Annotated in this window: 24 protein-coding genes; 13 read left to right on the forward strand and 11 right to left on the reverse strand. The window is 67.7% G+C overall.

The genetic code is table 11. The features are described from left to right. Window positions 1-68: 68 nt before the first annotated feature. The 4 genes from EB75_RS19515 to EB75_RS19530 are packed head-to-tail and all read left to right on the forward strand — an operon-like array spanning window position 69 to window position 7634. Window positions 69-1745: a hypothetical protein gene (locus tag EB75_RS19515; RefSeq protein WP_073696964.1), complete on the forward strand. Its 1677-nt coding sequence runs from the start codon at window positions 69-71 to the stop codon at window positions 1743-1745. Beyond that, window positions 1745-2323 carry a hypothetical protein gene (locus tag EB75_RS19520; RefSeq protein ID WP_073696965.1) on the forward strand — a complete coding sequence of 193 codons (579 nt, stop codon included), beginning with the start codon at window positions 1745-1747 and terminating at the stop codon, window positions 2321-2323. Before EB75_RS19515 ends, EB75_RS19520 begins: the two co-directional genes overlap by 1 nt. Then, complete coding sequence (locus tag EB75_RS19525) at window positions 2320-5547, forward strand: adenylate/guanylate cyclase domain-containing protein (protein ID WP_286150255.1); 3228 nt, start codon at window positions 2320-2322, stop codon at window positions 5545-5547. Before EB75_RS19520 ends, EB75_RS19525 begins: the two co-directional genes overlap by 4 nt. Beyond that, on the forward strand, window positions 5544-7634 hold the full coding sequence (locus EB75_RS19530) for an FAD-dependent oxidoreductase (RefSeq protein WP_286150256.1): 2091 nt from the start codon (window positions 5544-5546) through the stop codon (window positions 7632-7634). Before EB75_RS19525 ends, EB75_RS19530 begins: the two co-directional genes overlap by 4 nt. Before the next feature lie 5 nt (window positions 7635-7639). Here the strand turns inward: EB75_RS19530 and EB75_RS19535 are convergent, their stop codons facing one another. Further along, a complete protein-coding gene (locus EB75_RS19535; RefSeq protein WP_073696966.1) occupies window positions 7640-8188 on the reverse strand; it encodes a CGNR zinc finger domain-containing protein in 549 nt (182 codons plus the stop codon). Between the two features lie 120 nt (window positions 8189-8308). On the opposite strand from EB75_RS19535, the gene EB75_RS19540 reads away from it, so the two are divergent. The 5 genes from EB75_RS19540 to EB75_RS19560 all read left to right on the forward strand — a co-directional run bounded on the left by EB75_RS19540 (window position 8309) and on the right by EB75_RS19560 (window position 12164). Then, entirely contained in the window at window positions 8309-9286 is a 978-nt protein-coding gene (locus tag EB75_RS19540) for an EamA family transporter (protein ID WP_073697060.1), read from the forward strand. A 15-nt stretch (window positions 9287-9301) separates the two neighbouring features. Then, the gene (locus EB75_RS19545; protein ID WP_073697059.1) at window positions 9302-9970 is read left to right on the forward strand and encodes a cutinase family protein; all 669 of its coding nucleotides are present in this window, start codon (window positions 9302-9304) and stop codon (window positions 9968-9970) included. A gap of 110 nt (window positions 9971-10080) precedes the next feature. Continuing rightward, window positions 10081-10692, forward strand: a complete 612-nt coding sequence (locus tag EB75_RS19550; protein WP_286150259.1) for a cutinase family protein — start codon at window positions 10081-10083, stop codon at window positions 10690-10692. Window positions 10693-10806: 114 nt separating this feature from the next. Further along, on the forward strand, window positions 10807-11412 hold the full coding sequence (locus EB75_RS19555) for a cutinase family protein (RefSeq protein ID WP_286150260.1): 606 nt from the start codon (window positions 10807-10809) through the stop codon (window positions 11410-11412). Between the two features lie 26 nt (window positions 11413-11438). Continuing rightward, window positions 11439-12164, forward strand: coding sequence for a cutinase family protein (locus tag EB75_RS19560; RefSeq protein WP_502689387.1), 726 nt, complete (start codon window positions 11439-11441; stop codon window positions 12162-12164). Between the two features lie 9 nt (window positions 12165-12173). On the opposite strand, the gene truA is transcribed toward EB75_RS19560, so the two are convergent. From truA to infA, 8 genes are all read right to left on the reverse strand, one after another. Further along, a complete protein-coding gene (gene truA / locus EB75_RS19565) occupies window positions 12174-13067 on the reverse strand; it encodes a tRNA pseudouridine(38-40) synthase TruA (RefSeq protein ID WP_073696969.1) in 894 nt (297 codons plus the stop codon). Beyond that, window positions 13051-13632 (reverse strand): 50S ribosomal protein L17, encoded by a 582-nt coding sequence (gene rplQ, locus EB75_RS19570; protein ID WP_073696970.1) that lies wholly within the window; start codon window positions 13630-13632, stop codon window positions 13051-13053. The genes truA and rplQ overlap by 17 nt, the downstream gene beginning before the upstream one ends. A gap of 62 nt (window positions 13633-13694) precedes the next feature. Continuing rightward, window positions 13695-14747, reverse strand: coding sequence for a DNA-directed RNA polymerase subunit alpha (locus EB75_RS19575; protein ID WP_073696971.1), 1053 nt, complete (start codon window positions 14745-14747; stop codon window positions 13695-13697). A gap of 91 nt (window positions 14748-14838) precedes the next feature. Beyond that, on the reverse strand, window positions 14839-15444 hold the full coding sequence (gene rpsD / locus EB75_RS19580) for a 30S ribosomal protein S4 (protein ID WP_060998918.1): 606 nt from the start codon (window positions 15442-15444) through the stop codon (window positions 14839-14841). A gap of 14 nt (window positions 15445-15458) precedes the next feature. Further along, entirely contained in the window at window positions 15459-15875 is a 417-nt protein-coding gene (rpsK, locus tag EB75_RS19585) for a 30S ribosomal protein S11 (RefSeq protein WP_073696972.1), read from the reverse strand. 4 nt (window positions 15876-15879) lie between these two features. Continuing rightward, a complete protein-coding gene (gene rpsM / locus EB75_RS19590; RefSeq protein WP_073696973.1) occupies window positions 15880-16254 on the reverse strand; it encodes a 30S ribosomal protein S13 in 375 nt (124 codons plus the stop codon). Window positions 16255-16412: 158 nt separating this feature from the next. Then, a complete protein-coding gene (gene rpmJ, locus EB75_RS19595; protein ID WP_003879483.1) occupies window positions 16413-16526 on the reverse strand; it encodes a 50S ribosomal protein L36 in 114 nt (37 codons plus the stop codon). A gap of 47 nt (window positions 16527-16573) precedes the next feature. Further along, window positions 16574-16795: a translation initiation factor IF-1 gene (infA, locus tag EB75_RS19600; protein WP_003886926.1), complete on the reverse strand. Its 222-nt coding sequence runs from the start codon at window positions 16793-16795 to the stop codon at window positions 16574-16576. A 279-nt stretch (window positions 16796-17074) separates the two neighbouring features. Here infA and EB75_RS19605 point away from each other — a divergent pair, with 279 nt between their 5' ends. Genes EB75_RS19605 through EB75_RS19620 form a run of 4 tightly spaced genes read left to right on the forward strand, consistent with a single transcriptional unit; the run spans window position 17075 to window position 22015 of the window. Further along, window positions 17075-18775 carry an NAD(P)/FAD-dependent oxidoreductase gene (locus EB75_RS19605; RefSeq protein WP_073696974.1) on the forward strand — a complete coding sequence of 567 codons (1701 nt, stop codon included), beginning with the start codon at window positions 17075-17077 and terminating at the stop codon, window positions 18773-18775. Window positions 18776-18787: 12 nt separating this feature from the next. After that, entirely contained in the window at window positions 18788-20263 is a 1476-nt protein-coding gene (locus EB75_RS19610; RefSeq protein ID WP_060998925.1) for an ATP-binding protein, read from the forward strand. 57 nt (window positions 20264-20320) lie between these two features. Continuing rightward, the gene (locus tag EB75_RS19615; RefSeq protein ID WP_064858361.1) at window positions 20321-21151 is read left to right on the forward strand and encodes an LLM class F420-dependent oxidoreductase; all 831 of its coding nucleotides are present in this window, start codon (window positions 20321-20323) and stop codon (window positions 21149-21151) included. Between the two features lie 15 nt (window positions 21152-21166). After that, a complete protein-coding gene (locus EB75_RS19620; RefSeq protein ID WP_073696975.1) occupies window positions 21167-22015 on the forward strand; it encodes an LLM class F420-dependent oxidoreductase in 849 nt (282 codons plus the stop codon). 8 nt (window positions 22016-22023) lie between these two features. On the opposite strand, the gene EB75_RS19625 is transcribed toward EB75_RS19620, so the two are convergent. Together EB75_RS19625 and EB75_RS29735 are read right to left on the reverse strand one after the other, a co-directional pair. Next, complete coding sequence (locus EB75_RS19625) at window positions 22024-22602, reverse strand: hypothetical protein (protein ID WP_073696976.1); 579 nt, start codon at window positions 22600-22602, stop codon at window positions 22024-22026. A gap of 121 nt (window positions 22603-22723) precedes the next feature. Further along, window positions 22724-24178 carry an RNA polymerase sigma factor gene (locus tag EB75_RS29735; protein ID WP_073696977.1) on the reverse strand — a complete coding sequence of 485 codons (1455 nt, stop codon included), beginning with the start codon at window positions 24176-24178 and terminating at the stop codon, window positions 22724-22726. Window positions 24179-24288 lie beyond the last annotated feature (110 nt).

The following is a 24288-nucleotide window of genomic DNA, read 5'->3' on the forward strand; positions in this document are numbered from 1 at the left end:
TTTATATGGCGTATTCGGAAAAACCTTGCGGGTATGCTAAGCGCCACTGCCTGCGGTAGGAGGTGTTTATGGCACCCACGCACGATTTACTGGCGTTGTTCGGTGCACTCGATCGCTCCGTCGTCGTCGCCGACGACCCCAAATGGACACAACTGGTCGAAACGTACCTGCCCGGCACCACCGGCCCCGGCCGTCAAGGCTGGTACGACCAGGTCCTCGATCTCATGCGCCTGCTCGCTCCCAACCCGGACGCGGTGCCCAACCCGTCCCTGGACACCGCATTGCAGAATCTCAGCGAACTGGTCCACGACATCAGCCCGCAGGCTCCCCCGGAGCCACTGCCCAGCGATTCCGCGCCGGAGGCCCTGCCGCCCGGCGAGGACGCGGACTGGACTCTGGGAAACGCCGGCGCGCCGAACCTCACCTCGACACAGAAGACCCAATTGTTCTATGCCGCAGCGATATTGGCCGTTCTCGCACCGCAGGCCCCGCCCGCGGCCGAACTGGGCCGTCTCGCCACCAACCTCGGTGTGCTCGACGATTTCTACGGGCTGGCCGGCGATCCGCTGCCGATCGATGAGGCAAGCTCCGCCGATGACCTCGGCAGTGCGCGCAGCAGCCGCATCGGAGTCATCAAGAAGTGGTTGACGCCGGAGAGATTCGCCGGAAACGACGCGTGGCCGCGACTGATCGCCGGTGTCCTCCATGACGATCCGACGGCGATCCGTCCGGAGGTCGCCAACGTCGCGCTGGTGTTCGGCACCGGCAGCATGACGATCCGTTCCGGGTCCGGCGCCATGGCCGCCGACACCGCCGCCGTCGGCTCCGTGACCGAGATCGACGGCAATCTGTGCGCCGTGCTAACCACCGACGCCTCCCGGCCCGACGTGACGATCGGACAGATCAAGGCCATCGTCGACCCACTGAACTGGGACCAGCTCAGCCGGTTCTTCGTCAAGATGCCGAAACTGCCGGCCACCGCCGACGGCTGCAGCCGGGTGCTCGAACACGTCAGCACCCAACCCGACGCGTTCCAGCTGAAGACCGCGCTCAAGTACTGGAAGGCGGACTTCGGAAAACCTGCAGCGGGACAACCGGATCCGGCCGGCATCGTCAATTACGAGCTGACCGAGAACCGCATCGGCACCGGCGACAACGGCCTGGTCCTGGTCGACAACGGCTACATCCGCATGGGCCCCAACGTCCGTGACGGCGTCCTCTCACCCGGCGTGCGCATCACCACCAGCAAGATGGTGGCCATCCAGGGTTGCAGCGTCACAGCTACCGCGATGTTCATCAACATGCTGGGGTGGTCCTCGCTGGGCAACGCGATGCTGTTCGACTCGGCCAAGCGCCCGCCGGGCAGCTACACCCGGCCGCTGCAGCCCTGGCAGCCGTCACCCGAGGCCCCGGCCACCGGCGCCGCTGCCGCTGCCGCTGCGGGACAGGGCAATTCGACCACGGCACCGCCGCCGCCACCGCCATACGGTGCCTACTCCTCGGTGTTCGGCGAATTGGCCAAGGCCTGGGCGCAATCGGTGACCCAGGCCGCGGCCTCGGCGACCACGCTGGCCACCAAATGGTCCAAGAACGGCCTCACCGTGCAGGACCTGATCGACGAGAGCACCAAACTCGGGGGTCAACTCGCCAGCCAGCCGTGGCGCTATCTCGCCACCGCGCAAAAACCTGTCCCCACATCGCCGGGGCCCGGCACCGGCACAGCGACAAGCGGAGGCGGGACCTGATGACCACTGCACCCCCCGACCCTGCGGCCGGGTACGCGACACTGACGCAGTATCTCGCGGACATCGCGGTCCGGACCGCCAACGAGAGCGCGAAGGTACTCACCGCTGCCGCCGCGAAACTGGACTCCGGCAAGCACACCTCCGAAGACTGTTATCAGGCGATGACGGCGCTGGCCGGGGTGTCACTGCTGGGCTGGGTAGAGGCCGCCACATCGATATTGGCCGGCCCGGGCTTCGTCAATCTCGCCCTGATCGCCCACTCCGAGTGGTATCCGGTGCCGGGCAAGCCACCGCAAACGCACACCGTGAAACTCCTTGGCCCGCTGACTCGTTCGGTTTCCCCGGACGTGATCATCCCCGCGGTGGTGGGATTCGAGGCACGTAAGGCCGACGGCACGACGGAGCCGGGTCTCGGCGGGAACCTCCCGGCGGGAGCCACCCACTTCCGGTTGTCGGTCAACAGATTCGGCATGCACAGCGGGTGCTACGTGGGCAAGGCGGCCGTCACACAACTGCCCGACGCCAGCGGTGCCGGCGGCGCGCCCGCCGTCCAGTTGGATGTCGAAATCGACCTGTGAGCGACCGCGATATCCGGTCGCGGGACGGCACCGGACAACCCACCATCGACGAGCTGGTGGACCGCGCGGTCAAGGCCGCCAATCGCGGCGATCGCGCTGCCGCCAGTAGCCTCGCCGAGCAGGTCCTCGCTGTCGACAAGGACAACGCCGACGCCGAGGACCTGCTGGCCGCACCGGCCGACGGCGGCGAACTGCGGCGCCTGACAATCATGTTCGTCGATCTGGTCGATTCGACTGTGCTGTCGACACAGATCGAACCCGAGGTCTATCGCACCGTCGTCGGACATTACCGCGACCGGGTGCAGCAAGGCGTCGAACGCTACGACGGCCACATCGCATCGACCAAGGGTGACGGCCTGCTGGCGGTCTTCGGTCATCCCCACGCCCACGAGGACGACGCGCGGCGTGCGGTGCAGGCCGGGCTCGACATCTCCCGCGCGGTGGCGCGGCTCAGCCAACGGGTACGCAAACAGTTCGGCTTCGACATCGCGGCCCGCGTCGGCATCCACCACGGCCTGGTGTATCTCGACATCGTGCAGGACGACGTCTACGGACTGGCGGCCAACCTGACCGCACGTGTCTCGAGCCTGGCGCCCGCGGGTTCGGTGGTGGTGTCCAACGCGATCGAGCGGCTGGTTCGTCAGTCCTTCGACCTCGAACCGCTACCGGCACAACATGTCAAGGGCATCGAGAACCCAGTCGAACACCACCTCGTGGTGGGTGAGAGTGCCCCGTCATCACGGCTGGCCACCCGGCCCATCGTGGGCCGCGCGGCCGAACTGGCCTACCTGCAGTCCATCTGGGACGACGCGCAGCACGCCCGCCTCGCCGTCAACGGGGTCGGATTCACCGGCGAACCCGGCATCGGCAAGAGCCGACTTGCCACGGCCGCAGCCGATTTCGCCGTCGCCGCGGGCGCCCCGGTGCTCGCGCTGCTCGGTTCCCCGTTCCACTCCGATTCAGGTCTGCATCCCGTGCGCGCACTGCTCGAAGATCGCTGCGGCATCACCCGGGAAACACCCGAGGCGGATCGTCTGGCGCTGCTCGGCGAGGAGATCGCCGCGCGGGCAATGGATGTCGCACGGTACCTCCCGCTGTTCGCGCCGGTGCTGGGCATCCCGGAAACGACTCCCGGCTACCAGCCGGCATCCACCGACGCCCGCACCCTGTACAGCCGAATCCGGCGTGGACTGTGCGACTATCTGCTGGCCTGTCTCGGTGACGGCCCGGGCGTCGTCCTCGCGGAGGACATGCACTGGTTCGACGAATCGACGACGGATCTGGTGCGGTCCCTGCTCGACGCCGGATGCGGGCGCCTCGTGGTGGTGTTGACCGCACGCCATGAAAGCCAACTGACGCCCTTGGCGGATGCCGGCAAGGCACGGGTCTTCGCGCTGACCCCATTGACCGCGGCCGAGGCCGACGAACTGATGTCGGCCCTGGACGGCTCACTGTCACAGGAACAACGCGCGGAGATCGGTCGCCGATGCGACGGCGTCCCGCTGTACATCGAGGAAGTGGTCGCCAAACACGCTCAGCGACTGATCGATTCGTCGCAGTGGACTCGGGTGCCCGACGTACTGTACGAACCGTTGTTCGCCCGGCTGCAGGCCGACGAGAACGTGCTGCCGCTGCTCGCCGCGGCGGCAGCGATCGGCCGCGACGTCACCCACAGCCTACTGTCCCGTGTCGCGGACCTGCCCGCCGACCAATTCGCCACGGCGCTGGGCGAACTCACCGCGGCACGGGTACTGATCAACACCGCGTCGGACCGCTGGCGGTTCCGCCACGAGTTGTTGCGTGAGGTCGCCGCAGAACTCGCTCCCCCCAGCCAACGGCGCCGGTTGCACGGCCGGATCGCCGATGCCCTGATGGATGTCGGCACCGCGCAGCCGGATTGGAATGCCGTCGGGGTGCATTGCGAGCTCGCCGAGCGGTTCGCCCAGGCGGCCGACGCCTTCCGCCGTGCAGCCCACGACGCGCGCGCACGAGGCGCGACCGTCGAGGCCCACGGCCAACTCACCCGGGCACTGACCAACATCGAGAGGTTGCCGGCCGGCGATGCCCGCGCGAAACAGGAAGCCGGCGTACGCCTGCGCCGGGGATTCCTGATGTCGGCCATCGCGGGGCCGACCAGCTCCGAGGCCGCCGCCGACTTCGAACGGTGCCTGGAACTCGGCGGTTCCTCACTGACCATCGAATCCCAGGCGACACTGCAGGCGCTCGTCGGCTACTTCCTGTCCCGAGGAGACATGCGGCGCTCGGCGTTGCTGTTGGAGACCGGCCGGGTGCTCTCCGCCGACGCGCCCGAGTGGATGCGCGAGGCCAATACCGCCGGCTTCGCCACAATGTCCTGGTACCGAGGGGATTTCAGCACTGCGCGCAGCGAGTTGGAGCGGTTGACCGCAGCTCACAATGACGTCGACAGCGCCCGCATCGAGACCGCGTGGTTCATTCCGCATGAACCGGTCGCATCACTGCACACCCTGCTGTCGATGGCCCGCTTCGTCCAGGGCGATCTGCTGGGAATGCAAGCGGCACTTGATGACACGGAGGCGCGCTGCGCGAAGCTCGGCTTCCCGCACGGTCCGTTCAGCCTGGCCTACGCCCGCTCGATCGAGATGTGGATGCGTTACGAATGCGGCCAGCAGGCACGGTCGGTGCAGTGCGTGGACGAACTGGCAGGACTGGCAAGACGGCACGGATTCGACTCGTGGCAGCTGCTCGCGGGTGCCGAACGCGCCTTGATCGATGCAGTCCTCGCACTGGCCGACGATCAGGCGGCCCCGCAGACCATCGACGCGCAGATCACCGGCCTGGACAACTGGATTCAGGCCCAGGCGGCACTGGAGATCAAGCCTTTCCTGTGCGTCTACTCCGCCACATTGGCCCGACTGCTGATGAGAGCGGGCCGCACGGCAGAGGCGCGGGAACGGTTGGATGCGGCGCTCGGGTTGACCGCTGAGCTCGAAGCTCGTTTCTACGACGCGGAACTGCTGCGGCTGCGGGCGCTGACCAGCGACGGCCGGGACCGCCGCGACGACCTGACGGCGGCCCACCGGACGGCCGTCGAACAAGGCGCGACCGTGTTCCGCCTGCGCGCCGCGATCGATCTGTTCGAGCTGGACCCCGATACCCGGCAGGAGCTCCTGGACGCCGTGGCACTGCTGCCGCACGGCAGCCACTGGCCCGAAATCGACCGCGCCCGAGCGTTGCTCGGGTGACCGAAGGACCGGGTGGGCGCCGGGAGAAAATCGTCATCCTCGGCGGTGGGATGGCCGGACTCAGCGCGGCATGGCGGCTCTCCGAGCCCGGTTGGCAGGACCGCTATGAGTCCATCACCGTCTATCAACGCGGCTGGCGGTTGGGCGGCAAAGGTGCGTCGAGCCGCGGATCGCACGGGCGCATCGAGGAACACGGACTGCACGTGTGGCTGGGCTGCTACGACAACGCGTTCACCGTACTGCGCGAGTGTTACGGGGAAATCGACAGGGCCGCAACCGATCCCGCGTGCCCGGTGCTCGACTGGACAGATGCGCTGATTCCCGCCGACACCATCGGTCTGACCGAGCAATGGGGCGACGACTGGCTGGTGTGGCTGGGCAGATTCACCCGCAACGACGAGTTGCCCGGGGAGCCCGACCTGACCGGTCGCGAGATGACCGTCCCGGGCTTTCTCCACCGCGCCATCCGGATGCTGCTCGACTTCGCCGACTCGATCAGCGGCGATGGACCGGTCGGCCTGGTGCTGTCGACGTCACCGGACGCCAAGGCCGGAACCAATTGGGGGCAGGTCCTGCGCGCCGGTCTCACCGCAGCGCTGCTCGCGTTGTTCGAACCGCAGGTCACAAACGAGTCCCCCACCGAACTTCTCGACAAGGTGCTCGAAAACCTCAGGGAGACACTCGATTACGACGGCCGTGCCGATCACCACCGGGCCTGGCTCCTGGTGTCGATGGTGACAGCCACCATCCGCGGGATGTTCGTCGACAAGGTCGCCACCGATCCCCGCGGTTTCAAGTCCCTCAACGACGAGGACTTCACCGACTGGATCATGCGGCACGGCGCACATCCGGACGTGCTCGGTTTCCCGCTGCTGCGCGGCCTGTACGACTTTGTGTTCGGTCACGTGGAGGGCGATCATGACCGGCCCCAGATGGGCGCCGGCACAGCGGTTTTCCTCATCGGCCTGGCCCTGTTCCAGTACCGCGGATCGATCTTCTGGAAGATGACGGCCGGGATGGGCGACGTCATCATCGCGCCCATGTATCAGGCACTGCGCCGTCGCGGTGTGACGTTCGAGTTCTTTCACCGCGTCGACGGTCTGCATCTCGATGAGCGGCGCCAGGTGATCGACTCCATCACCATGGGCCGCCAGCTCCGGCTGGCCGACGAACGGGCTCAGTACGAGCCGCTGGTCGCCGTCGGCGGTCTGCCGGTGTTCCCGAACGCCCCCGATGTCCGGCAGCTGGCCGAAGCCGACCGGGCCCGGATCACCGACTGGCATCTGCTCGAAACCCATTGGGGCCAGGAGACCGACGCCGAACCGCGCCGGCTGCGGCGCGGCGTCGACTTCGACCGGGTGGTCGTCGCAACGTCCGTCGGCATGCTGCCGTACATCGCCGGCGAACTGATCGACGACCAGCAGGCGTGGCGGGACATGACATCCCGGATCCGCACCGTCGCCACCCAGTCGTTCCAGCTCTGGCTGCGGCCCGATGAACACACCCTCGGCTGGACCGAACCGGGCATCACCACCAGCGGCTACATCCCGCCGTTCGAGACCTGGGCGTCCATGGGCCAGACCCTGTGGGCCGAGCAGTGGCCCGCCGACGACGCACCACGATCCGTCGCCTACTTCTGCGGCACGCTCGCTGCCGAACCTCCACCGCAGCAATACGACCCCGACTACCTGCCCCGCCACCGGGCCCGGGTACTCGCCGACGCCGTCCGGCATCTCGACCGCAACGTCGCCATCTACCTGCCCGGCGCCGTCACCGACGACGGCTTCGATTGGCACCTGCTGTGCGGGGTGAACGGCGCCACCGGAGCCGCCGCGCTGGCCACCCAGCACGTCAGCGTCAATGTCGATCCGTCAGATCGGTACGTGCAGTCGGTGCCCGGCAGCGACCGGTACCGGCTGCGGCCCGACGAGAGCGGCTACGACAACGTCGTGTTGTGCGGGGACTGGACCGACTGCGGCTGGAACGCCGGCTGCATCGAAGCAGCCGTGATCTCCGGCCTGCAGGCGGCCAACGCCCTGCGCGGCCGCGGCCGCTTCCACCGGATCAGGGGTTGGCACCTGCCGTAGCCGGATCAGTGCCGTCGACGCTCGCGGTAGGCCGCGACGTGCTGGCGGTTACCGCAGTTCCCGGTGTCGCAGAAGATGCGGGACCGGTTGCGCGACAGGTCGATCAGCACGGCGGTGCAGTCCGACGCCGCGCACGTCTTGAGCCGGCGCAGTTCACCCGCGCGGATCAGGTCGGCAAGGGCCATCGCCATCTCCGCGCCCATCCGCTGGGCCAGCGGATCCTGGTCGGCCGCCAGGTGCAGATGCCATTCCGGCATCTCCGGGTGCCGCGTCAGCCAGGGGTTGGCGCGGGTGTCGCTGAGCAGGGCGTTGACCTGACCGACCACCGCCTCCTCGTCGTCTACCGTGGCCCACAACGCACCGAGGCGCTCCCGGAGTGCCTGTACCGCCAGCAGCTCGGCGGCGTCGCGGTCGCGCCGGCCGGTCCAGCCGAACTCGTCCAGGTACACATCGAGGGACGGGAGGTCCGCGAGCTGATCGCCGTCGACGCGGTCGCTGTTGATCAACACACACGCCGCACGCAGCGTGAGCTCCGTGTCATGACTGAAATTCATTTGACTCGTTACACCCACCCTCCGTAGCGTCATGACCAATCTCAACTTCACTCATTACATCATCGGAGGTGGCCCGTGACTGCGTCGAACGGCACCGCGGCCGGCCACTTCCGGGCCGGCATGATCTTCGCCGTCACGTCGGCCTTCACCTTCGGGATGGCAGGCGCCCTGGGCAAATCGCTGATCGAGGCCGGCTGGAGCCCCACGGCGGCGGTGGTCGCCCGACTGACCGGCGGCGCGCTGGTCATGGCCGTCGTCGCGACGCTCCTGCATCGGGGCTGGGTACGCGAGGCCCTGAGCCACAAAGGGACGGTCATCGCGTATGGCGCCATCCCGATCGCCGGTGCCCAACTCTGCTACTTCAACGCCGTCACCTATCTGCCGGTCGGCGTGGCGCTGCTGCTCGAATACGCCGCACCCCTGCTGGTGGTCGGCTGGGTGTGGGCCACGACCCGTCGCCGGCCCAGCACCCTCACGCTGGCCGGTGTCGCGATCGCCATCGCCGGCATCACCCTGGTGCTCGGTCTGGTCGGGCCCGGCAGCAAGACCGGAGCCCACATCAGCCTGGCCGGAATCGCGTGGGGCATGGGCGCGGCCATCTGCGCCGCCTGTTACTTCGTCATGTCCGACAAGGCCAGCGCCGACGGCAGCGGTCTGCACTCCCTCACGCTGGCCACCGGCGGCCTGATGGTCGGCGCCGCGGCCGTCGCCCTGCTGGGCCTCTCCGGCGTCATGCCGCTCGTGTTCACCAGCCAGGAGACCACGCTGGCGGGGTTGACGACGTCCTGGCTGATCCCCGTGGTGGCGCTCGCCATCGTGCCGACCGCGATGGCGTACACCTTCGGCATCATGGGCATCGCCCGCCTGCAGCCCCGGTTCGCTTCGCTGGTCGGCCTGTCCGAGGTCATGTTCGCCGTGCTGGCGGCCTGGGCGCTGCTGGGCGAAGCCGTCACCGGGATCCAATTGCTGGGCGGCGCCGTGGTGCTCGTCGGACTGGCGCTGGCCCGGCAGGGTGACCGCGGCGAGGCCACCTGGCACGACGACTGGCCGGACAGCCCGGAAGGTTTGCCAGCAGGTCAAACAATTGGCCGTAGCTGAGCACGGTATGTGAAGATGGCCCGCGTGACCTTGCTCAGCACGGCGGTCCGAGTGGCCGCAATCGCCGCCACCGTCATCTCCGGAACCGCGCTGCTGCCGTCGGCACCCGCCCAGGCGGACCCCTGCCCGAACATCGAGGTGATCTTCGCCCGCGGCACGCACGACGACCCCGGCATGGGCCGCGTCGGCTCGGTCCTCGTCGACGCACTGCAGCCCCTGGTCGGGAGCCGCACCGTCACCGGCTACGCCGTCGACTACCCGGCGTCCTACGACTTCCTCACCGCACAGGACGGCGCGACGGACGCGCAGAACCGCATCGCCCTGATGGCGCAGCAGTGCCCCAGCACCAAGATCGTGCTCGGTGGGTACTCGCAGGGCGCCGCGGTGGTCGACATGCTGGCCGGCATTCCTCCGCTGGGCGACCGCATCGGCGATGTCGGCTCGGCACCGCCGCTGCCCCCTGAACTCGCGAACCGGGTGGCCGCCGCGGCTGTATTCGGTAACCCTTCGGCCAAGTTCAGCCATCCGCTGAATTCCATGGGGCTCTTCGCCAATCGCTCGGTCGACCTGTGCCTGTGGGGCGATCCGATCTGCTCGCGCGGTCGTAACCCGTTCGCGCACAGCCGCTATGAGTCATCCGACTTCGTGGGGCAGGCCGCGCAGTTCATCGCCTCCCGCGTCTGACCGGCCGCTGAGCGGCTGTCGCGGAGGCACATCCGGAGCCACAGTTAGGATTCGGTGTGATCATCAGTGCACTGCGCCGGGCCTTCGCCGGCACCGCAACCACCGTAGTCATCGCCGGCATCACCGTCCTGACGCCGCCGTCCCTGGGTGCCGTCGGCACCGCCACCGCTGCGAACTGCCCCGACATCGAGGTGACGTTCGCCCGCGGTACGTCTGAAGACCCCGGCCTGGGCCGGGTCGGCGGGGCGTTCGTCAACCAGCTGCGCAACAAGGTCGGCGGTCGCTCGGTGGGGGCGTACGCCGTCGTCTACCCCGCGTCGTATGACTTCCTGGCCGCCGCCGACGGCGCCAACGATGCCAGCGCCCACATCCAGTGGATGGCCGAGAACTGCCCGGGTACCCGGCAGGTGCTGGGCGGCTACTCGCAGGGCGCGGCAGTGATGGACGTCATCGGCGCCATCCCGGTCCCCGGCATCGGCTTCAACAACCCGCTGCCTCCCGAGGCGGCCGGCCATGTCGCGGCCATCGCGGTGTTCGGCAATCCGTCGGCCAAGCTGGGCCTGCCGTTGACGGCCAGCCCGGTGTGGGGCGGAAAGGTCATCGACCTGTGCAACCCGGGTGACCCGATCTGCCAGACCGACGGGGACAGCGTGCCCGCGCACAAGTCGTACGCCGGCGGCCCGACCAACGAAGCGGCCAACTTCGTAGCCGGATTGTTGTAGGGCTGGCATCTTTTCTCGACGAGACCGTCAATTCGCCGGGATACCATCGGATTTGTGATCGGCCGCCGTACGTCTGCTGTGCTGATCACCATTCTGACTGTCGCCGCCGCACCAATGTCCGTGGTGCTCACGGATATTGGCGTGGCGAGCGCCGCCGCCAACTGCGCACCTGCGGAAGTGGTGTTCGCGCGCGGCCGGATGGAGCCGCCCGGCCCTGGACAGGTCGGCGCGGCCTTCGTCACGGCGCTACGCCAGCTGCGTGGGCCGAATATCACTCTGTACCCGGTGAATTACCCCGCGGACACCCAGGTCGACATGGCCGCCAATGACATGAGCCGGCGCGTGCAGTGGCTCGCCCGCAACTGCCCCGCGACCAAGATTGTGCTGGGCGGTTACTCATTGGGCGCGGCCGCCACCGATCTGGTTCTCGCGGTGCCCATTTCGGCGTTCACCTTCAACAGCCCGTTGCCCAAGGGCGTCGACCAGCACATCGCGGCCGTGGCGCTGTTCGGCAACGGCGCCAACTGGGCCGTGCCCATCACGGCGTTGAGCCCGACGTACCAGAACCGCACCATCGACCTCTGTCATTCGGACGACCCGGTCTGCAATCCGAGCAGCCCCTACAAATGGCGCGCCGAGTGGCAGGACCACCTGGCGCCGGGCTACATCAAGTCCGGCATGGTGAACCAGGCCGCGAAATACGTGGCGGCCCGGCTGTGACCTGCGGCTAGACTCCAGCCATGGCCATTCGCTCCGTCCTGACGTCCGCTCGATCTGCCGTCGCCACGGCCAGCGCGGCAGCAGCCGTCGCCACTGGACTGTTGGTGTCGACGACGACGGCTCCCGCGGGAATCGTGGGCGCCGCATCGGCAGACCCGTGCCCCGCCGCGGAAGTGATCTTCGCCCGCGGCCGCTGGGAACCACGGGGCATCGGACGGGTGGGCACGGCGTTCGTCGACTCGTTGCGCGCCAAGACCCCTCAGAGCGTCGGCGTCTACGCGGTGAACTATCCCGCCAACATCGAAATCCCGCAGGGCGCCAACGACATCAGCTCACGCGTTCAGGACATGGCGGCGAGGTGTCCCGACACCAAGCTGGTGATCGGCGGCTACTCGCTGGGCGCGGCTTCCACCGCCATGGCGCTGTCGTCCACCGAGAAGGGGCTCGGATTCAACCGGCCGCTGCCGGCCGGCATGGACTCCCACATCGCCGCAGTCGTGATGTTCGGCAACGTCACCCGCCGCATGGGTGGCTCCAACATCAGTGCGCTCTACCACGATCGAACCATCGACCAGTGCAACGGCGCCGATCCGATCTGTATGGACGGACTGCCACAGACCATCAGTCAGCTGCAGGGCGATTGGTCGAACCACCTGCAGGACGGTTACATCGGGTCGGGCATGGTCGATCAGGCCGCCGACTTCGTCGCCGCCCGATTGGCGCCAGCGCCGGCATCGGCACCGGCGCCGTAAGCGCTGCGGTCAGAGCGTGCGCAGGTCGCGGGTGACGGTGATCCGCGACGCCAGCTGGTCGTCCGGCGGGTAGTCCACCGACACCAGCGTCAGGCCCCGTGCCGGAGCGGCGGCGTACTCGCTGGACCGGCTGTCGGCCGCCAAAAGGCCTGCGATCCAACCGGGTTCACGACGGCCCTCCCCCACGGCGAGCAAGGCACCGACCAACGAGCGCACCATGCTCCAGCAGAAGGCGTCAGCCGTCACGTTGGCGGTGACCAGATCACCCGAGCGCCGCCAGTCCAGCCGCTGCAGATCCCGGATGGTCGTCGCACCCTCCCGGAATCGGCAGAACGCGGCAAAATCCTGCAGCCCCAACAACTCCTGCGAAGCGGCGTTCATCGCGTCCAGATCCAGCGGCCGCGGCCACGGTGTGATGAACCGGGCCTGTTGCGGCTCAACGCCATACGGCGCCAACGACAACCGGTATTCGTAGTGCCGCCGCAACGCCGAGAAGCGGGCATCGAAACCCGGTGCGGCACGGACGATGTCACGCACCCGGACATCCGCGGGCAGGAACCGCGCGAGCCGACGCACCAACGGCAGAAACTCCGGATCACCGGGCCGCGGTGTGCGCGGATACGCGAAAGCCAGTGCGGCAGAAGGCACATCGACGTGCGCGACCTGCCCGGTGGCATGGACGCCGGTATCGGTCCGGCCGGCGGTGACCAGGCGCACCGGCTCGCGGAACACCGTCGACAGCGTCTCCTCGATGACGCCGGCGACCGTGCGCTGCCCGGCCTGCGGTGCCCAACCGGCGAATTCGGTGCCGTCGTACGAGATATCCAGCCGTAAACGAACGTGCCCGCCATCGGATTCGATGGCGGGCACGTCGTTCACAGCGTGATTAGGACTTGGCGTCATCCTCGGTCGCCTCAGCCTCAGCGGTCTGAGCGTCGGCGATGCCGGCGTCCTCAGCCTCTGCCGCGTCAGCCGGAGCCTCTTCGGCGATTGCGGCGTCATCGGCGGCCACAACCTCGGCCTCGGTCTCGTCGGCCGGAGCCGCGGCCTCGGCAGCCTTGGCCTGAGCGGCGGCCGCGCGACGGGCGCGGTCGGCCTCGGAGACGACGGTCTTCTCCCGGACCAGCTCGATCACGGCCATGGGGGCGTTGTCGCCCTTGCGGTTCTCGACCTTGATGATGCGGGTGTAGCCGCCCTCGCGGTCCGCGAAGTGCGGTGCGATCTCGGCGAACAGCGTGTGCACCACGTCCTTGTCGCGGATCTTCTTCATCACCTCGCGCCGGTTGTGCAGCGCGCCCTTCTTGGCGTGGGTGATGAGCTTCTCGGCGTACGGACGCAACGCCCGGGCCTTGGCATCGGTGGTCTTGATGCGGCCGTGCTCGAACAGCGAGGTGGCCAGGTTGGCCAGGATCGCCTTCTGGTGCGACGACGACCCGCCGAGGCGAGCACCCTTGGTGGGTTTGGGCATTGCAACTTCTCCTAATTGGGGCCGGCCCCCGTATCAGGTAGGGCCGGGACGGAATCTCTTGTTTAGAGCTGTTCGGTTTCGGCGTAGTCCTGGTCAGCGTCCAGGTCATAGCTGGCGTCGCTGCTCCAGGTGCCGGTGGCCACGTCGTAGCCGGCGACCTGCGACGGGTCGAACGTGGCGGGGCTGTCCTTGAGCGACAGACCCAGCTGGTGCAGCTTGATCTTGACCTCGTCGATGGACTTCTGGCCGAAGTTACGGATGTCCAGCAGGTCCGACTCGGTACGCGAGACCAGCTCGCCGACGGTGTGCACACCCTCACGCTTGAGGCAGTTGTACGACCGCACGGTCAGCTCCAGGTCGTCGATCGGCAGCGCGAACGAGGCGATGTGGTCTGCCTCGGCCGGCGACGGGCCGATCTCGATGCCTTCGGCCTCGACGTTGAGCTCCCGGGCCAGACCGAACAGCTCGACCAGCGTCTTGCCGGCCGAAGCCAGGGCGTCACGCGGGGCGATCGAGTTCTTGGTCTCGACATCCAGGATCAGCTTGTCGAAGTCGGTGCGCTGCTCGACGCGGGTGGCCTCCACCTTGTAGGTGACCTTCAGCACCGGCGAGTAGATCGAGTCGACCGGGATACGGCCGATCTCGGCACCCGAGGCCTTGTTCTGCACGGCGGGGACGTAGCCGCGGCCACGCTCGACGACGAGCTCGACCTCCAGCTTGCCCTTGTCGTTCAGGGTGGCGATGTGCATGTCCGGGTTGTGGACCGTCACACCGGCCGGGGGCACGATGTCACCGGCGGTGACGGCACCCGGGCCCTGCTTGCGCAGGTACATGGTGACCGGCTCGTCCTCTTCCGAGGACACGACCAGGCCCTTGAGGTTCAGGATGATGTCGGTGACGTCTTCCTTGACCCCGGGGACCGTGGTGAACTCGTGCAGGACACCGTCGATGCGGATGCTGGTGACCGCTGCGCCCGGGATGGACGACAGCAGCGTGCGCCGCAGCGAGTTGCCCAGGGTGTAACCGAAGCCCGGCTCCAGCGGCTCGATGGTGAACCGCGACCGGTTCTCGGCCAGCACGTCCTCGGACAGGGTGGGTCGCTGAGAGATCAGCATTTTTCTATCTCCTTCTCGGCACCCGCTATTTGATGCCGGTTTGGGCGGTCCCGCCCGGCCCAGGATTAGGCCGAGCGGGCATCCATCAAAACTACTTCGAGTAGAACTCGACGATCAGCTGCTCGGTGAGCGGCACGACGATCTGGGCGCGCTCGGGCAGCTGGTGCACGAGGATGCGCTGACGCTCGCCGACAACCTGCAGCCACGACGGCACCGGACGCTCGCCGGCGACCTCACGAGCGATCTGGAACGGCAGGGTGTTCAGCGACTTCGGCTTGATGTCGATGATGTCGTACTGCGACACCCGGTAGCTCGGGATGTTCACCTTGACACCGTTGACGGTGAAGTGACCGTGGCTGACCAGCTGACGGGCCATACGGCGGGTACGGGCCAGGCCGGCGCGGTACACGACGTTGTCCAGACGGCTTTCGAGGATCTGCAGCAGGTTCTCACCGGTCTTGCCGGCCTTGCGGTTGGCTTCCTCGTAGTACTTGCGGAACTGCTTCTCCATGACGCCGTAGGTGAAGCGAGCCTTCTGCTTCTCCTGCAGCTGGGTGCGGTATTCGCTCTCCTTGATCCGCGCGCGGCCGTGCTGGCCGGGCGGGTAGGGGCGCTTTTCGAACGACTGATCGTCACCGACGAGGTCGACGCCGAGACGGCGCGACTTGCGGGTGGCGGGTCCGGTATAACGTGCCATTTTTCAGATTCTCCCTAGACCCGGCGCCGCTTGGGCGGACGGCAGCCGTTGTGCGGCTGCGGCGTGACGTCGGAAATCGCGCCAACCTCGAGGCCGGCTGCCTGCAGCGAACGGATCGCGGTCTCGCGGCCCGAGCCCGGGCCCTTCACGAAGACGTCGACCTTCTTGACACCGTGCTCCTGCGCCTTGCGGGCAGCGTTCTCGGCGGCGAGCTGCGCGGCGAACGGGGTGCTCTTGCGCGAACCCTTGAAGCCGACGTGACCCGACGAGGCCCAGGCGATGACGTTGCCCTGGGGATCGGTGATCGAGACGATGGTGTTGTTGAACGTGCTCTTGATGTGAGCGGCGCCGTGCGGGACGTTCTTCTTTTCCCGGCGACGAGTGGGCTTGCCGCGCTTGGCCGCAGCGCCGGCTTTCTTGGTGGGTGCCATTTACTTACCTGGCCTTCTTCTTGCCGGCGATGGTGCGCTTCGGGCCCTTGCGGGTACGCGCGTTGGTCTTGGTGCGCTGGCCGCGCACGGGCAGGCCACGACGGTGGCGCAGGCCCTGGTAGCAACCGATCTCGATCTTGCGACGGATGTCGGCCTGCACCTCGCGGCGCAGGTCACCCTCGACCTTGAGGTTGCCTTCGATGTAGTCGCGCAGCTGGGTCACCTGGTCATCGGTGAGTTCCTTGGTGCGCAGGTCCCGGTCGATGCCGGTGGCGGCCAGGATCTCCTGGCTGCGGGTACGGCCGATGCCGTAGATGTAGGTCAGCGCGATCTCCATGCGCTTGTCGCGCGGAAGATCAACGCCCATGAGGCGTGCCATCAGGCAGTGTTCCTTTTCGTAGCGGAGGTCTGATCCCAGTCCGTTCCCCGTCTTATCGGGGTCCGGCCTCCGTGCCGGACGTGGTTGAGGGCCGGATGCCCTCAGTGGTACTGGGAGGTCTGCATTCAGTTATGGGTGGTGACTCAGTAAGTACTGAGTTAGCCCTGCCGCTGCTTGTGCCGCGGATCAGAGCAGATCACCATGACCCGGCCGTGGCGGCGGATCACCCTGCACTTGTCGCAGATCGGCTTGACGCTCGGGTTCACCTTCACGACTTAGCGATCCTTTTCTCGGTTCTGAATTGGTGGTGCTGCGGGCGTTACTTGTAGCGGTACACGATGCGGCCACGGGACAGGTCGTACGGAGACAGCTCCACCACGACACGGTCCTCCGGCAGGATGCGGATGTAGTGCTGCCGCATCTTGCCGCTGATATGGGCGAGCACCTTGTGACCGTTCTCCAGCTCAATGCGGAACATCGCATTGGGTAGGGGCTCGATCACGCGACCCTCGACCTCGATGGCGCCGTCTTTCTTGGCCATACTCTTTGGTAATCCTCTGGTTCTTCGGTTTCGTATCTCATACGCCCGTGCTTGGCGCAGAGCCCACCCCGGCTACAAGAACGTGGACTTAATGCCTGGAAATTCCGAGGGGCAATTCCCGGGGAACTTCAGAACAGAGCACGCAAAGAGCCGGCGCAGAAGCTGCACCGTTGGTCCACGATACCCGCTCGGACCCCAGGTACCAAAATCCGTGAACGACCCCGGCCAACCTCAGGTGGCTCCATCATCGTCGCAAGTCAGGGCGCATGATGAACAGCGATGACTGGACCCGCTTCCCCGGCCCGCAATCCGGTGATTCTCACCGTCGACGACGATCCCGCTGTGTCCCGGGCTGTTGCCCGCGACCTGCGTAAACACTATGGCGAGCGCTATCGGATCGTGCGCGCCGAATCCGGCCAGGACGCGCTGGTCGCCATCAACGAGCTACAGCTGCGGGGCGACACCGTGGCGTTGTTCATCGCCGACTACCAGATGCCGGAGATGAACGGCATCGACTTCCTGGAACTGGCCATGGACGTGTTCCCGCTGGCCCGGCGCGTGCTGCTGACCGCGTACGCGGACACCCACGCCGCGATCAACGCCATCAACCTGGTCGACCTGGACCACTATCTGCTCAAGCCGTGGGACCCGCCCGAAGAGAAGCTGTACCCGATCATCGACGGCCTCCTGGAAGCCTGGCATGAGGTCGGCGACCGCGCCGTCCCCCACACCAAGGTGATCGGCCACCGGTGGAATCCCCGCTCGTGGGAGGTCCGCCAGTTCCTGGCCCGCAACCAGCACTACTACCGCGCGTACGCGTCGGACGAGCCCAAGGGCAAGCAGCTGCTGACCGCCGCCGGCCTGGACGGGCTGGAGCTGCCGGTGGTGATCTCCGAGCAGGGCGAGACGCTGGTCCAGCCGACGGACGCGCAGCTGGCCGGAATGCTCGGCCTGTCGACCACACCGTCGTTGGAGATGTACGACCTGGCCGTCATCGGCGGCGGACCGGCCGGCCTGGCGGCCGCGGTGTACGGCGCGTCCGAGGGGCTGCGCACGGTCCTGATCGAGCGCACCACCACCGGCGGGCAGGCGGGCCGCAGCTCGCGCATCGAGAACTATTTGGGCTTCGAGACCGGCATCTCGGGCGCCGAGCTGACGACCTCGGCGCGGCGGCAGGCCGAGCGCTTCGCCGCCGAGGTCATCACCACCCGTGAGGTCGTCGGGCTGGACGTCTCGTCGCTGGCCAGCAAGACGCTGACCTTCGACGACGGCCGGAGTATCACCGCGCGGTCGGTCATCCTGGCCACCGGCGTCGACTACCGGCATCTGCAGGTCGCCGGGTGCTGGGAGGACCCCGACAGCGTCGGCAACAGCTATGTCGGCAACGGCGTCTTCTACGGCGCCTCGGTGTCGCAGGCCTCCGAATGCGCCGGCGAGGACGTCTACATCGTCGGCGGCGCGAACTCCGCCGGCCAGGCCGCGATGTTCATGTCGCAGCAGGCCAAGTCGGTGACGCTGCTGGTACGCGGCAAGTCGCTCGAGGCGTCGATGTCCTACTACCTGATCCAGCAGATCGAGAACACCCCGAACATCAGCGTCCGGACCTGCACCGAGGTGGTCGACACCTGCGGCGAGGACGGGCACCTGACCGGGCTGTGGCTGGTCAACAACGCCACCTGCGAGCGCGAGCACGTCGAGTCGACGCGCCTGTGCTGTTTCATCGGCGCCACCCCGCGCACCCAGTGGCTGGAGAACGCCGGCATCGCCCGCGACGACCACGGCTTCATCCTCACCGGCCCGGATCTCAAGGACGTCTGCGGCTGGAACCTGGACCGGCCGCCGCACCACTTGGAAACAAGTGTGCCCGGTGTGTTTGTTGCAGGAGATGTCCGCGCTGAATCGGCCAAACGGGTCGCAGCCGCGGTTGGCGAAGGCTCGATGGCAGTGATGCTGGTGCACCGGTATCTGGCCGAGACGTAGGAGGAGACCGGTATGGGCGAAACGTGCGCGCGAAGTGAACTGAAAACGCTGTTCCTTTTCGAGGCGTTGACCGACGAGCAGCTGGACACGCTGTGCGCCAACGGTCACATCGCGACGTTCGAGCCCGGCCCCGTCTGCACCGAAGGCGAACCGGCCACCTGCTTCTACGTCATGCTCGACGGCGAGCTGGTGATGTCGATGAAGTCGGGCGGCATCGACATCGAGACCAACCGCACCTCGATGCGCGGCGTGTACTGCGGCGCCTGGTCCGCGTACATCCCCGACGAGCAGCCGGTCTACGAGGCGTCGGTGCGGGTGACCAAGCCGTCGCGGTTCTTCGTCCTGGACGCCAACGCCTACGCCGACTTCATGCGCAAGGAATTCCCGATGGCGGTGCACCTGCTGGAGGGCCACAAGGTCGGCGGCCGCCGCGGGCGGCAGATCGTCGGCCAGCGCGAGAAGCTCCTCGCGCTCGGCCAGCTCTCGGCAGGGCTGACCCACCAGCTCAACAACCCGGCTGCCGCGACCGCCCGCGCCGTCGCCGACCTGCACGACCGGATCGGCAAGATGCGCCACAAGCTCGCCATGCTGGCCGACGGCCAGGTCAGCCCGCAGTCGCTGCGGGTGCTGGTCGGCATCCAGGAGGGCATCGCCGAGCAGGTGGCCAAGGCCAGGACCCAGGAACTGTCGGCCATCGAGGCGTCCGACCGTGAAGACCAGATCGGCGAATGGCTGGAGGACCACGACATCGCGTCCGCGTGGGACTACGCCCCCACCTTCGTCGACGCCGGCCTGGATGTCGCTTGGCTGGAAGGCATTTCGTCATCCATCGGGAGCGCCGACTCGTCCGCGACGTTGCAGGGCGCGCTGGGCTGGCTGAAGTACACCATCGACACCGAGCTGCTGATGTGTGAGATTTCCGAAGCGAGCAAGCGGATTTCGACGCTGCTGGCCGGTGCCAAGCAGTACTCCCAGATGGACCGGGCCCCCTATCAGAACGCCAACGTGCACGACCTCCTGCGCAGCACGCTGATGATGTTCGGTGACCGCATCGGCAAGGACGGCACCACCTGCGTCAAGGTCGTCAAGGAGTACGACCCGGCGCTGCCCGAATTGCAGTGCTACCCAGCAGATCTGAACCAGGTGTGGACGAACATCATCGACAACGCACTGCAGGCCATGAAGGGCTGTGGAGTGCTGACGATCCGCACCAAGCGCGCCGGCGACGACACCGTCCGGATCGAGATCAACGACAACGGCCCGGGCATTCCGCCCGACGTCATCGAGCGCATCTTCACCCCGTTCTTCACGACCAAGCCGTTCGGCGAGGGCACCGGCCTGGGGCTCGATCTGGCGTGGCGCATCATCTGCGAGAAGCACCACGGCAACATCTACGTCGAATCCAAGCCGGGCGACACCACGTTCATCGTCACGCTGCCCGTGCACGCACCCGCGCCAGAAGAAATTCTGGCTGGGACAACGGGATAGTTCGAATCACCGCGCGCCGAACGGAATAGCCGCCCGCGCCCCATAGTTGCCGCAAAGGTGACCAAACCAGACCTTGGGCGCTACGGCGTATTCGGGCGCGGCGCGACGCCGCAACAGGCAGCAGAAATCGAAGCGCTGGGCTACGGCGCGATCTGGGTCGGGGGATCCCCGCCCGCGGAACTCGACTGGGTCGAGCCACTGCTCGGCGCGACGGAGCGGCTGAAGGTCGCGACCGGCATCGTCAACATCTGGACGGCGGCAGCGGGACCGGTGGCCGAGTCGTTCCACCGCATAAACACTGCGTATCCGGGCCGGTTCCTGCTGGGCATCGGCGTCGGGCACCCGGAGGCCATCACCGAGTACAAGAAGCCGATCGATGCGCTGAACGAGTATCTCGACAAACTCGACGAGTACGGCGTCCCGAAGGAACACCGCGTCGTGGCCGCGCTCGGCCCGCAGGTGCTCAAGCTCTCGGCCCGCCGCAGCGCCGGCGCACACCCGTATCTGACCACCCCGGAGCACACCGCCGAGGCGCGTGAATTGATCGGGCCGGACGCGTTCCTCGCGCCCGAGCACAAGGCGATCCTCACGACCGATGCGGAGAAGGCTCGCGCGGTCGGACGCCAGGCCCTGGAGATTTACCTCAATCTGAACAATTACCTCAACAGCTGGAAACGGTTGGGGTTCACTGACTCTGACGTCGCCAAGCCCGGCGGTGACGGGCTCGTCGACGCGGTGGTCGCGTACGGCACCGTCGATGCGATCGCCGCCCGGCTCAAGCAGCACCTCGACGCCGGCGCCGACCACGTACCAGTTCAGGTGCTGACGTCGCCGGAGAAACTGGTGCCCGCACTGACCGAACTCGCCGGCCCGCTGGGCCTGCGGTAACTGAAGGGATCACGCATGAGCAAGCTGGATCTGGGTCGCGTCGGGGTGTGGACGTTCGGCGCCCCGACGCCCGAGCAGGCCGCGGAGATCGAGAAGCTGGGATACGGCGCGGTGTGGCCGGGCGGCTCCCCCGCCGGCGACCTGGCGTTCGTCGAGCCGATCCTGGCCGCGACGGAGAAATTGCAGGTGGCCACCGGCATCGTCAACGTGTGGACGGCCCCTGCCGGGCAGGTCGCCGAGTCGTACCACCGGATCGAGGCGGCCTACCCGGGACGATTCGTGCTGGGCGTCGGCATCGGCCACCCCGAGCACACCAAGGAGTACCGCAAGCCCTACGACGTCCTCGTCGAGTACCTGGACGAGCTGGACGCCGCGGGCGTTCCGGTCGCGCGCCGGGTGGTCGCGGCCCTCGGCCCGAAGGTGTTGCGGCTGGCGGCCGATCGCAGCGCCGGTGCGCACCCGTACCTCACCACTCCCGAGCACACGGCCGAGGCGCGACAGCTCATCGGGCCGGACGCGTTCCTGGCACCCGAGCACAAGGTCGTGCTGACCGACGGATCGGCCGAGGCCACCGCGGAGGCACGGGCCATCGGCCGGCAGACCGTCGACTTCTACCTGAATCTCAGTAACTACCTGAACAATTGGCGCCGGCTCGGCTTCTCCGAAGACGACATCGCCAAGCCGGGCAGCGACGCGTTGATCGACGCGGTGGTCGCGCACGGAACACCCGATGCCATCGCCGCACGGCTCACCGAGCATCTCGACGCCGGCGCCGATCACGTGACCGTCCAGGTGCTGGGCGGCTGGGACAAGCTGGTGCCGACGCTGACGGCGCTGGCGGGTCCGCTCGGCTTGGGCGGATAGCCTGGCGCTCAGCGCTTTTGGCCTTGACCGTCCTGCTGGTCGTGGTGCTGCCAGATGCGGCGCAGCCAGTCCCAGTGCGGCCGGCGCTGCGTCGGCTTCGGGGCCTCGGCGATGGGCGGCGCGGCAACCGGCTGCGGCGGCACGACGGCCTTCGGCGGGACGACGACGGGCGCGCTCACCACGCCGGCCACCGGCGCCGGTGCCGGACCTGCCACATGATTGGCGGTCGGCATCGGGGCCGCGGCCGGCGCGACGTACGGAGTCGACCGCGTGTGGTCGACGACGGCCAGCGGAGTCGACGGCTCATCGCTGCCGCCGAGGAGGATCGCGCCGAGCGCGGCAGCGACGGTGACCCCGCCGAACACCACCGCGACGAGCGCGCTCCGTGTGCTTTTCGGTGGCCGCGTCGACGCGAGCGGTGCGGCGGGAATCAGGTTCGGCGCCAAAGGTTCTTCGGCGTCTCCCGACTCGGCCAGCGACCAGGCCAGCGCCCCGAACGGCATCGTCGGGAGCCCGTGGAGGCTTCCACTGGCCGGGTCGGATGAGTACTCCAGGTTCGGCAGTGTGGCGGTCATGGCAGTGGACATGGCGTGCTCCTGTGTCGTTCTCGCGGTCCCGGATGGGCGGCTCTCACAGGTAGGAGTCGCGCGGCACCCACGACGGGACAACTTTTGGCGGGCTTTGCTTCTCGGCTCGACATCGGCCGGGCTAATAGATGATTGGTCCCTGCGTCGTCGTCACCGGTGCCGGCTCAACGGGCCCGATCGGGCCCGTGGGCAACGGCCGCGGGCGGGGCGGCTTGGGCGTGCCGGTCGGTGTCGTCGGAGTTGGCGATGGCAGCGGCTCGGTGATGATGGGCGGCGTCTGGCTGGGCGACGGCTGCTCGGAGACGACGGGCGGCCGCGGATGGTGCGTCGGCAACGGCCGCGGCGACGGCGGCGGCGTCACGACCGGCGCGGCCGGCGGCAGCGGCACCGGCGACTGCTGCGGCGGCGGGACCGCCCGTGGCGGAAGGACCGTCGTCGGCTCGATAGGCGCGGTGACGACGGCGGTCGGGCTGGGAGGAGGTGCGACGGTCGTGGTCAACGGGTTCTCCGGCGTCGTGCTCGGTGGCGGGGTGACGGAGGTGGTGACGCCTTTCGGGGCGACCGGGGCGTTGGTTTCGTACCGCCAGGCGATGGTCAGCGCCAGCACGATCAGCGGAATGCCGATCAGCAGCGACATCGTCAGCATCACGCGGCCATTCGGCTGCCTGGCGGCCGGTTCCGCGGCGAGCCCGTCGGCCGCGGCGAACTGCTCGGTCGGCGCATCCGGCAGCGCACTATGTGCCGCGGTGGGTGCGCTGTCCAGATCGGCCGACGCCGAGGTCAGCTGAATCCGATTCAGTGTGCGGTCGCGCAGCCAGGTCGGCGCGGGGATGAACAGCGGCGTGCCGCCGAGCAGCGCGACCGGGTTGACCATCCGGCGACGGTCCTGATCGCACGTCGGGCAACTTTCGATGTGACGGGCGATCCGCTTGCGCATCAGGATGGTGAAAGTCCCGTCCCACCCGGCGAGGATCGCGCCCAACTCCGCACAGCTGTTACCACTCTGTCCGCGTCGGGCGACCAACAGCGCGCCCAGCGAGCGTTCCATGGTGTCGCGCAACCGCTGCATGATCTTCTTGGCGCTGGCGGTACTGACGCCGAGGGCCTCGGCAAGTTCAGGCCCCTCCAGTCCGTGGCGGTAGCCCAGCTCCAGCACCGCGCGGTCGCGGTCGGACAACCCGCCGGCCGCTTCGGCGACCAGTTTGGCCAGTTCGTTGCGGGCTGCCAGCGTGTCGGGCCCGGCGTCCCCGGACGCCTCGTCGGGCAGTTCTTCTGACGGTTCTTCGCGGCGCCGCTGCCGGATCCGGCGCAGCGCCTCGTTCCTGGCGATCGCGTACAGCCAGGGGCGCAGCTTGTCGGGCTCCCGCAACTTGTCCAAAGCTGTTGCGGCAGTGCAGAACACGTCCTGGACGCAGTCCGCGGCAGCATCGCGGTCCCGGACCATGCCGACGCAGAAGTCGTGGAGCCGGTCGGCATAGCGGTCATAAATACCGGCAAATGCCATGCGGTCTCCGGAGAGCGCGGCGCCGACCAAGTCGGCGTCGCTGACAATGTCCCAATCTGGCACTGCGGTCATGAGACGGGCTCCCGTACCGGATCGATCGCCGGTATGCACTGATGCTAATCCGGCGAAGGCGAGATGGTTTGCCGAATCAACGAGCATCGGCGTTGGCTTCATTGAGGAGA

This window comes from Mycobacterium sp. ST-F2 (assembly GCF_001905655.1).
GTDB lineage: Bacteria > Actinomycetota > Actinomycetes > Mycobacteriales > Mycobacteriaceae > Mycobacterium.

What these genes read in the sequence shown, in the direction of transcription:
- rpsK (WP_073696972.1), bottom strand. Translation starts at nt 15,875, where the DNA reads ATGGCACCCACCAAGAAAGCCGGCGCTGCGGCCAAGCGCGGCAAGCCC.
- rpsD (WP_060998918.1), bottom strand. Translation starts at nt 15,444, where the DNA reads ATGGCACGTTATACCGGACCCGCCACCCGCAAGTCGCGCCGTCTCGGC.
- EB75_RS19545 (WP_073697059.1), top strand. Translation starts at nt 9,302, where the DNA reads ATGGCCCGCGTGACCTTGCTCAGCACGGCGGTCCGAGTGGCCGCAATC.
- EB75_RS19515 (WP_073696964.1), top strand. Translation starts at nt 69, where the DNA reads ATGGCACCCACGCACGATTTACTGGCGTTGTTCGGTGCACTCGATCGC.
- rplQ (WP_073696970.1), bottom strand. Translation starts at nt 13,632, where the DNA reads ATGCCCAAACCCACCAAGGGTGCTCGCCTCGGCGGGTCGTCGTCGCAC.
- EB75_RS19625 (WP_073696976.1), bottom strand. Translation starts at nt 22,602, where the DNA reads ATGTCCACTGCCATGACCGCCACACTGCCGAACCTGGAGTACTCATCC.
- EB75_RS29735 (WP_073696977.1), bottom strand. Translation starts at nt 24,178, where the DNA reads ATGACCGCAGTGCCAGATTGGGACATTGTCAGCGACGCCGACTTGGTC.
- rpsM (WP_073696973.1), bottom strand. Translation starts at nt 16,254, where the DNA reads ATGGCACGCCTCATGGGCGTTGATCTTCCGCGCGACAAGCGCATGGAG.
- truA (WP_073696969.1), bottom strand. Translation starts at nt 13,067, where the DNA reads ATGACGCCAAGTCCTAATCACGCTGTGAACGACGTGCCCGCCATCGAA.
- EB75_RS19520 (WP_073696965.1), top strand. Translation starts at nt 1,745, where the DNA reads ATGACCACTGCACCCCCCGACCCTGCGGCCGGGTACGCGACACTGACG.
- EB75_RS19540 (WP_073697060.1), top strand. Translation starts at nt 8,309, where the DNA reads ATGATCTTCGCCGTCACGTCGGCCTTCACCTTCGGGATGGCAGGCGCC.
- EB75_RS19535 (WP_073696966.1), bottom strand. Translation starts at nt 8,188, where the DNA reads ATGAATTTCAGTCATGACACGGAGCTCACGCTGCGTGCGGCGTGTGTG.
- EB75_RS19620 (WP_073696975.1), top strand. Translation starts at nt 21,167, where the DNA reads ATGAGCAAGCTGGATCTGGGTCGCGTCGGGGTGTGGACGTTCGGCGCC.
- EB75_RS19555 (WP_286150260.1), top strand. Translation starts at nt 10,807, where the DNA reads ATGTCCGTGGTGCTCACGGATATTGGCGTGGCGAGCGCCGCCGCCAAC.
- infA (WP_003886926.1), bottom strand. Translation starts at nt 16,795, where the DNA reads ATGGCCAAGAAAGACGGCGCCATCGAGGTCGAGGGTCGCGTGATCGAG.
- EB75_RS19575 (WP_073696971.1), bottom strand. Translation starts at nt 14,747, where the DNA reads ATGCTGATCTCTCAGCGACCCACCCTGTCCGAGGACGTGCTGGCCGAG.
- EB75_RS19605 (WP_073696974.1), top strand. Translation starts at nt 17,075, where the DNA reads ATGACTGGACCCGCTTCCCCGGCCCGCAATCCGGTGATTCTCACCGTC.
- EB75_RS19610 (WP_060998925.1), top strand. Translation starts at nt 18,788, where the DNA reads ATGGGCGAAACGTGCGCGCGAAGTGAACTGAAAACGCTGTTCCTTTTC.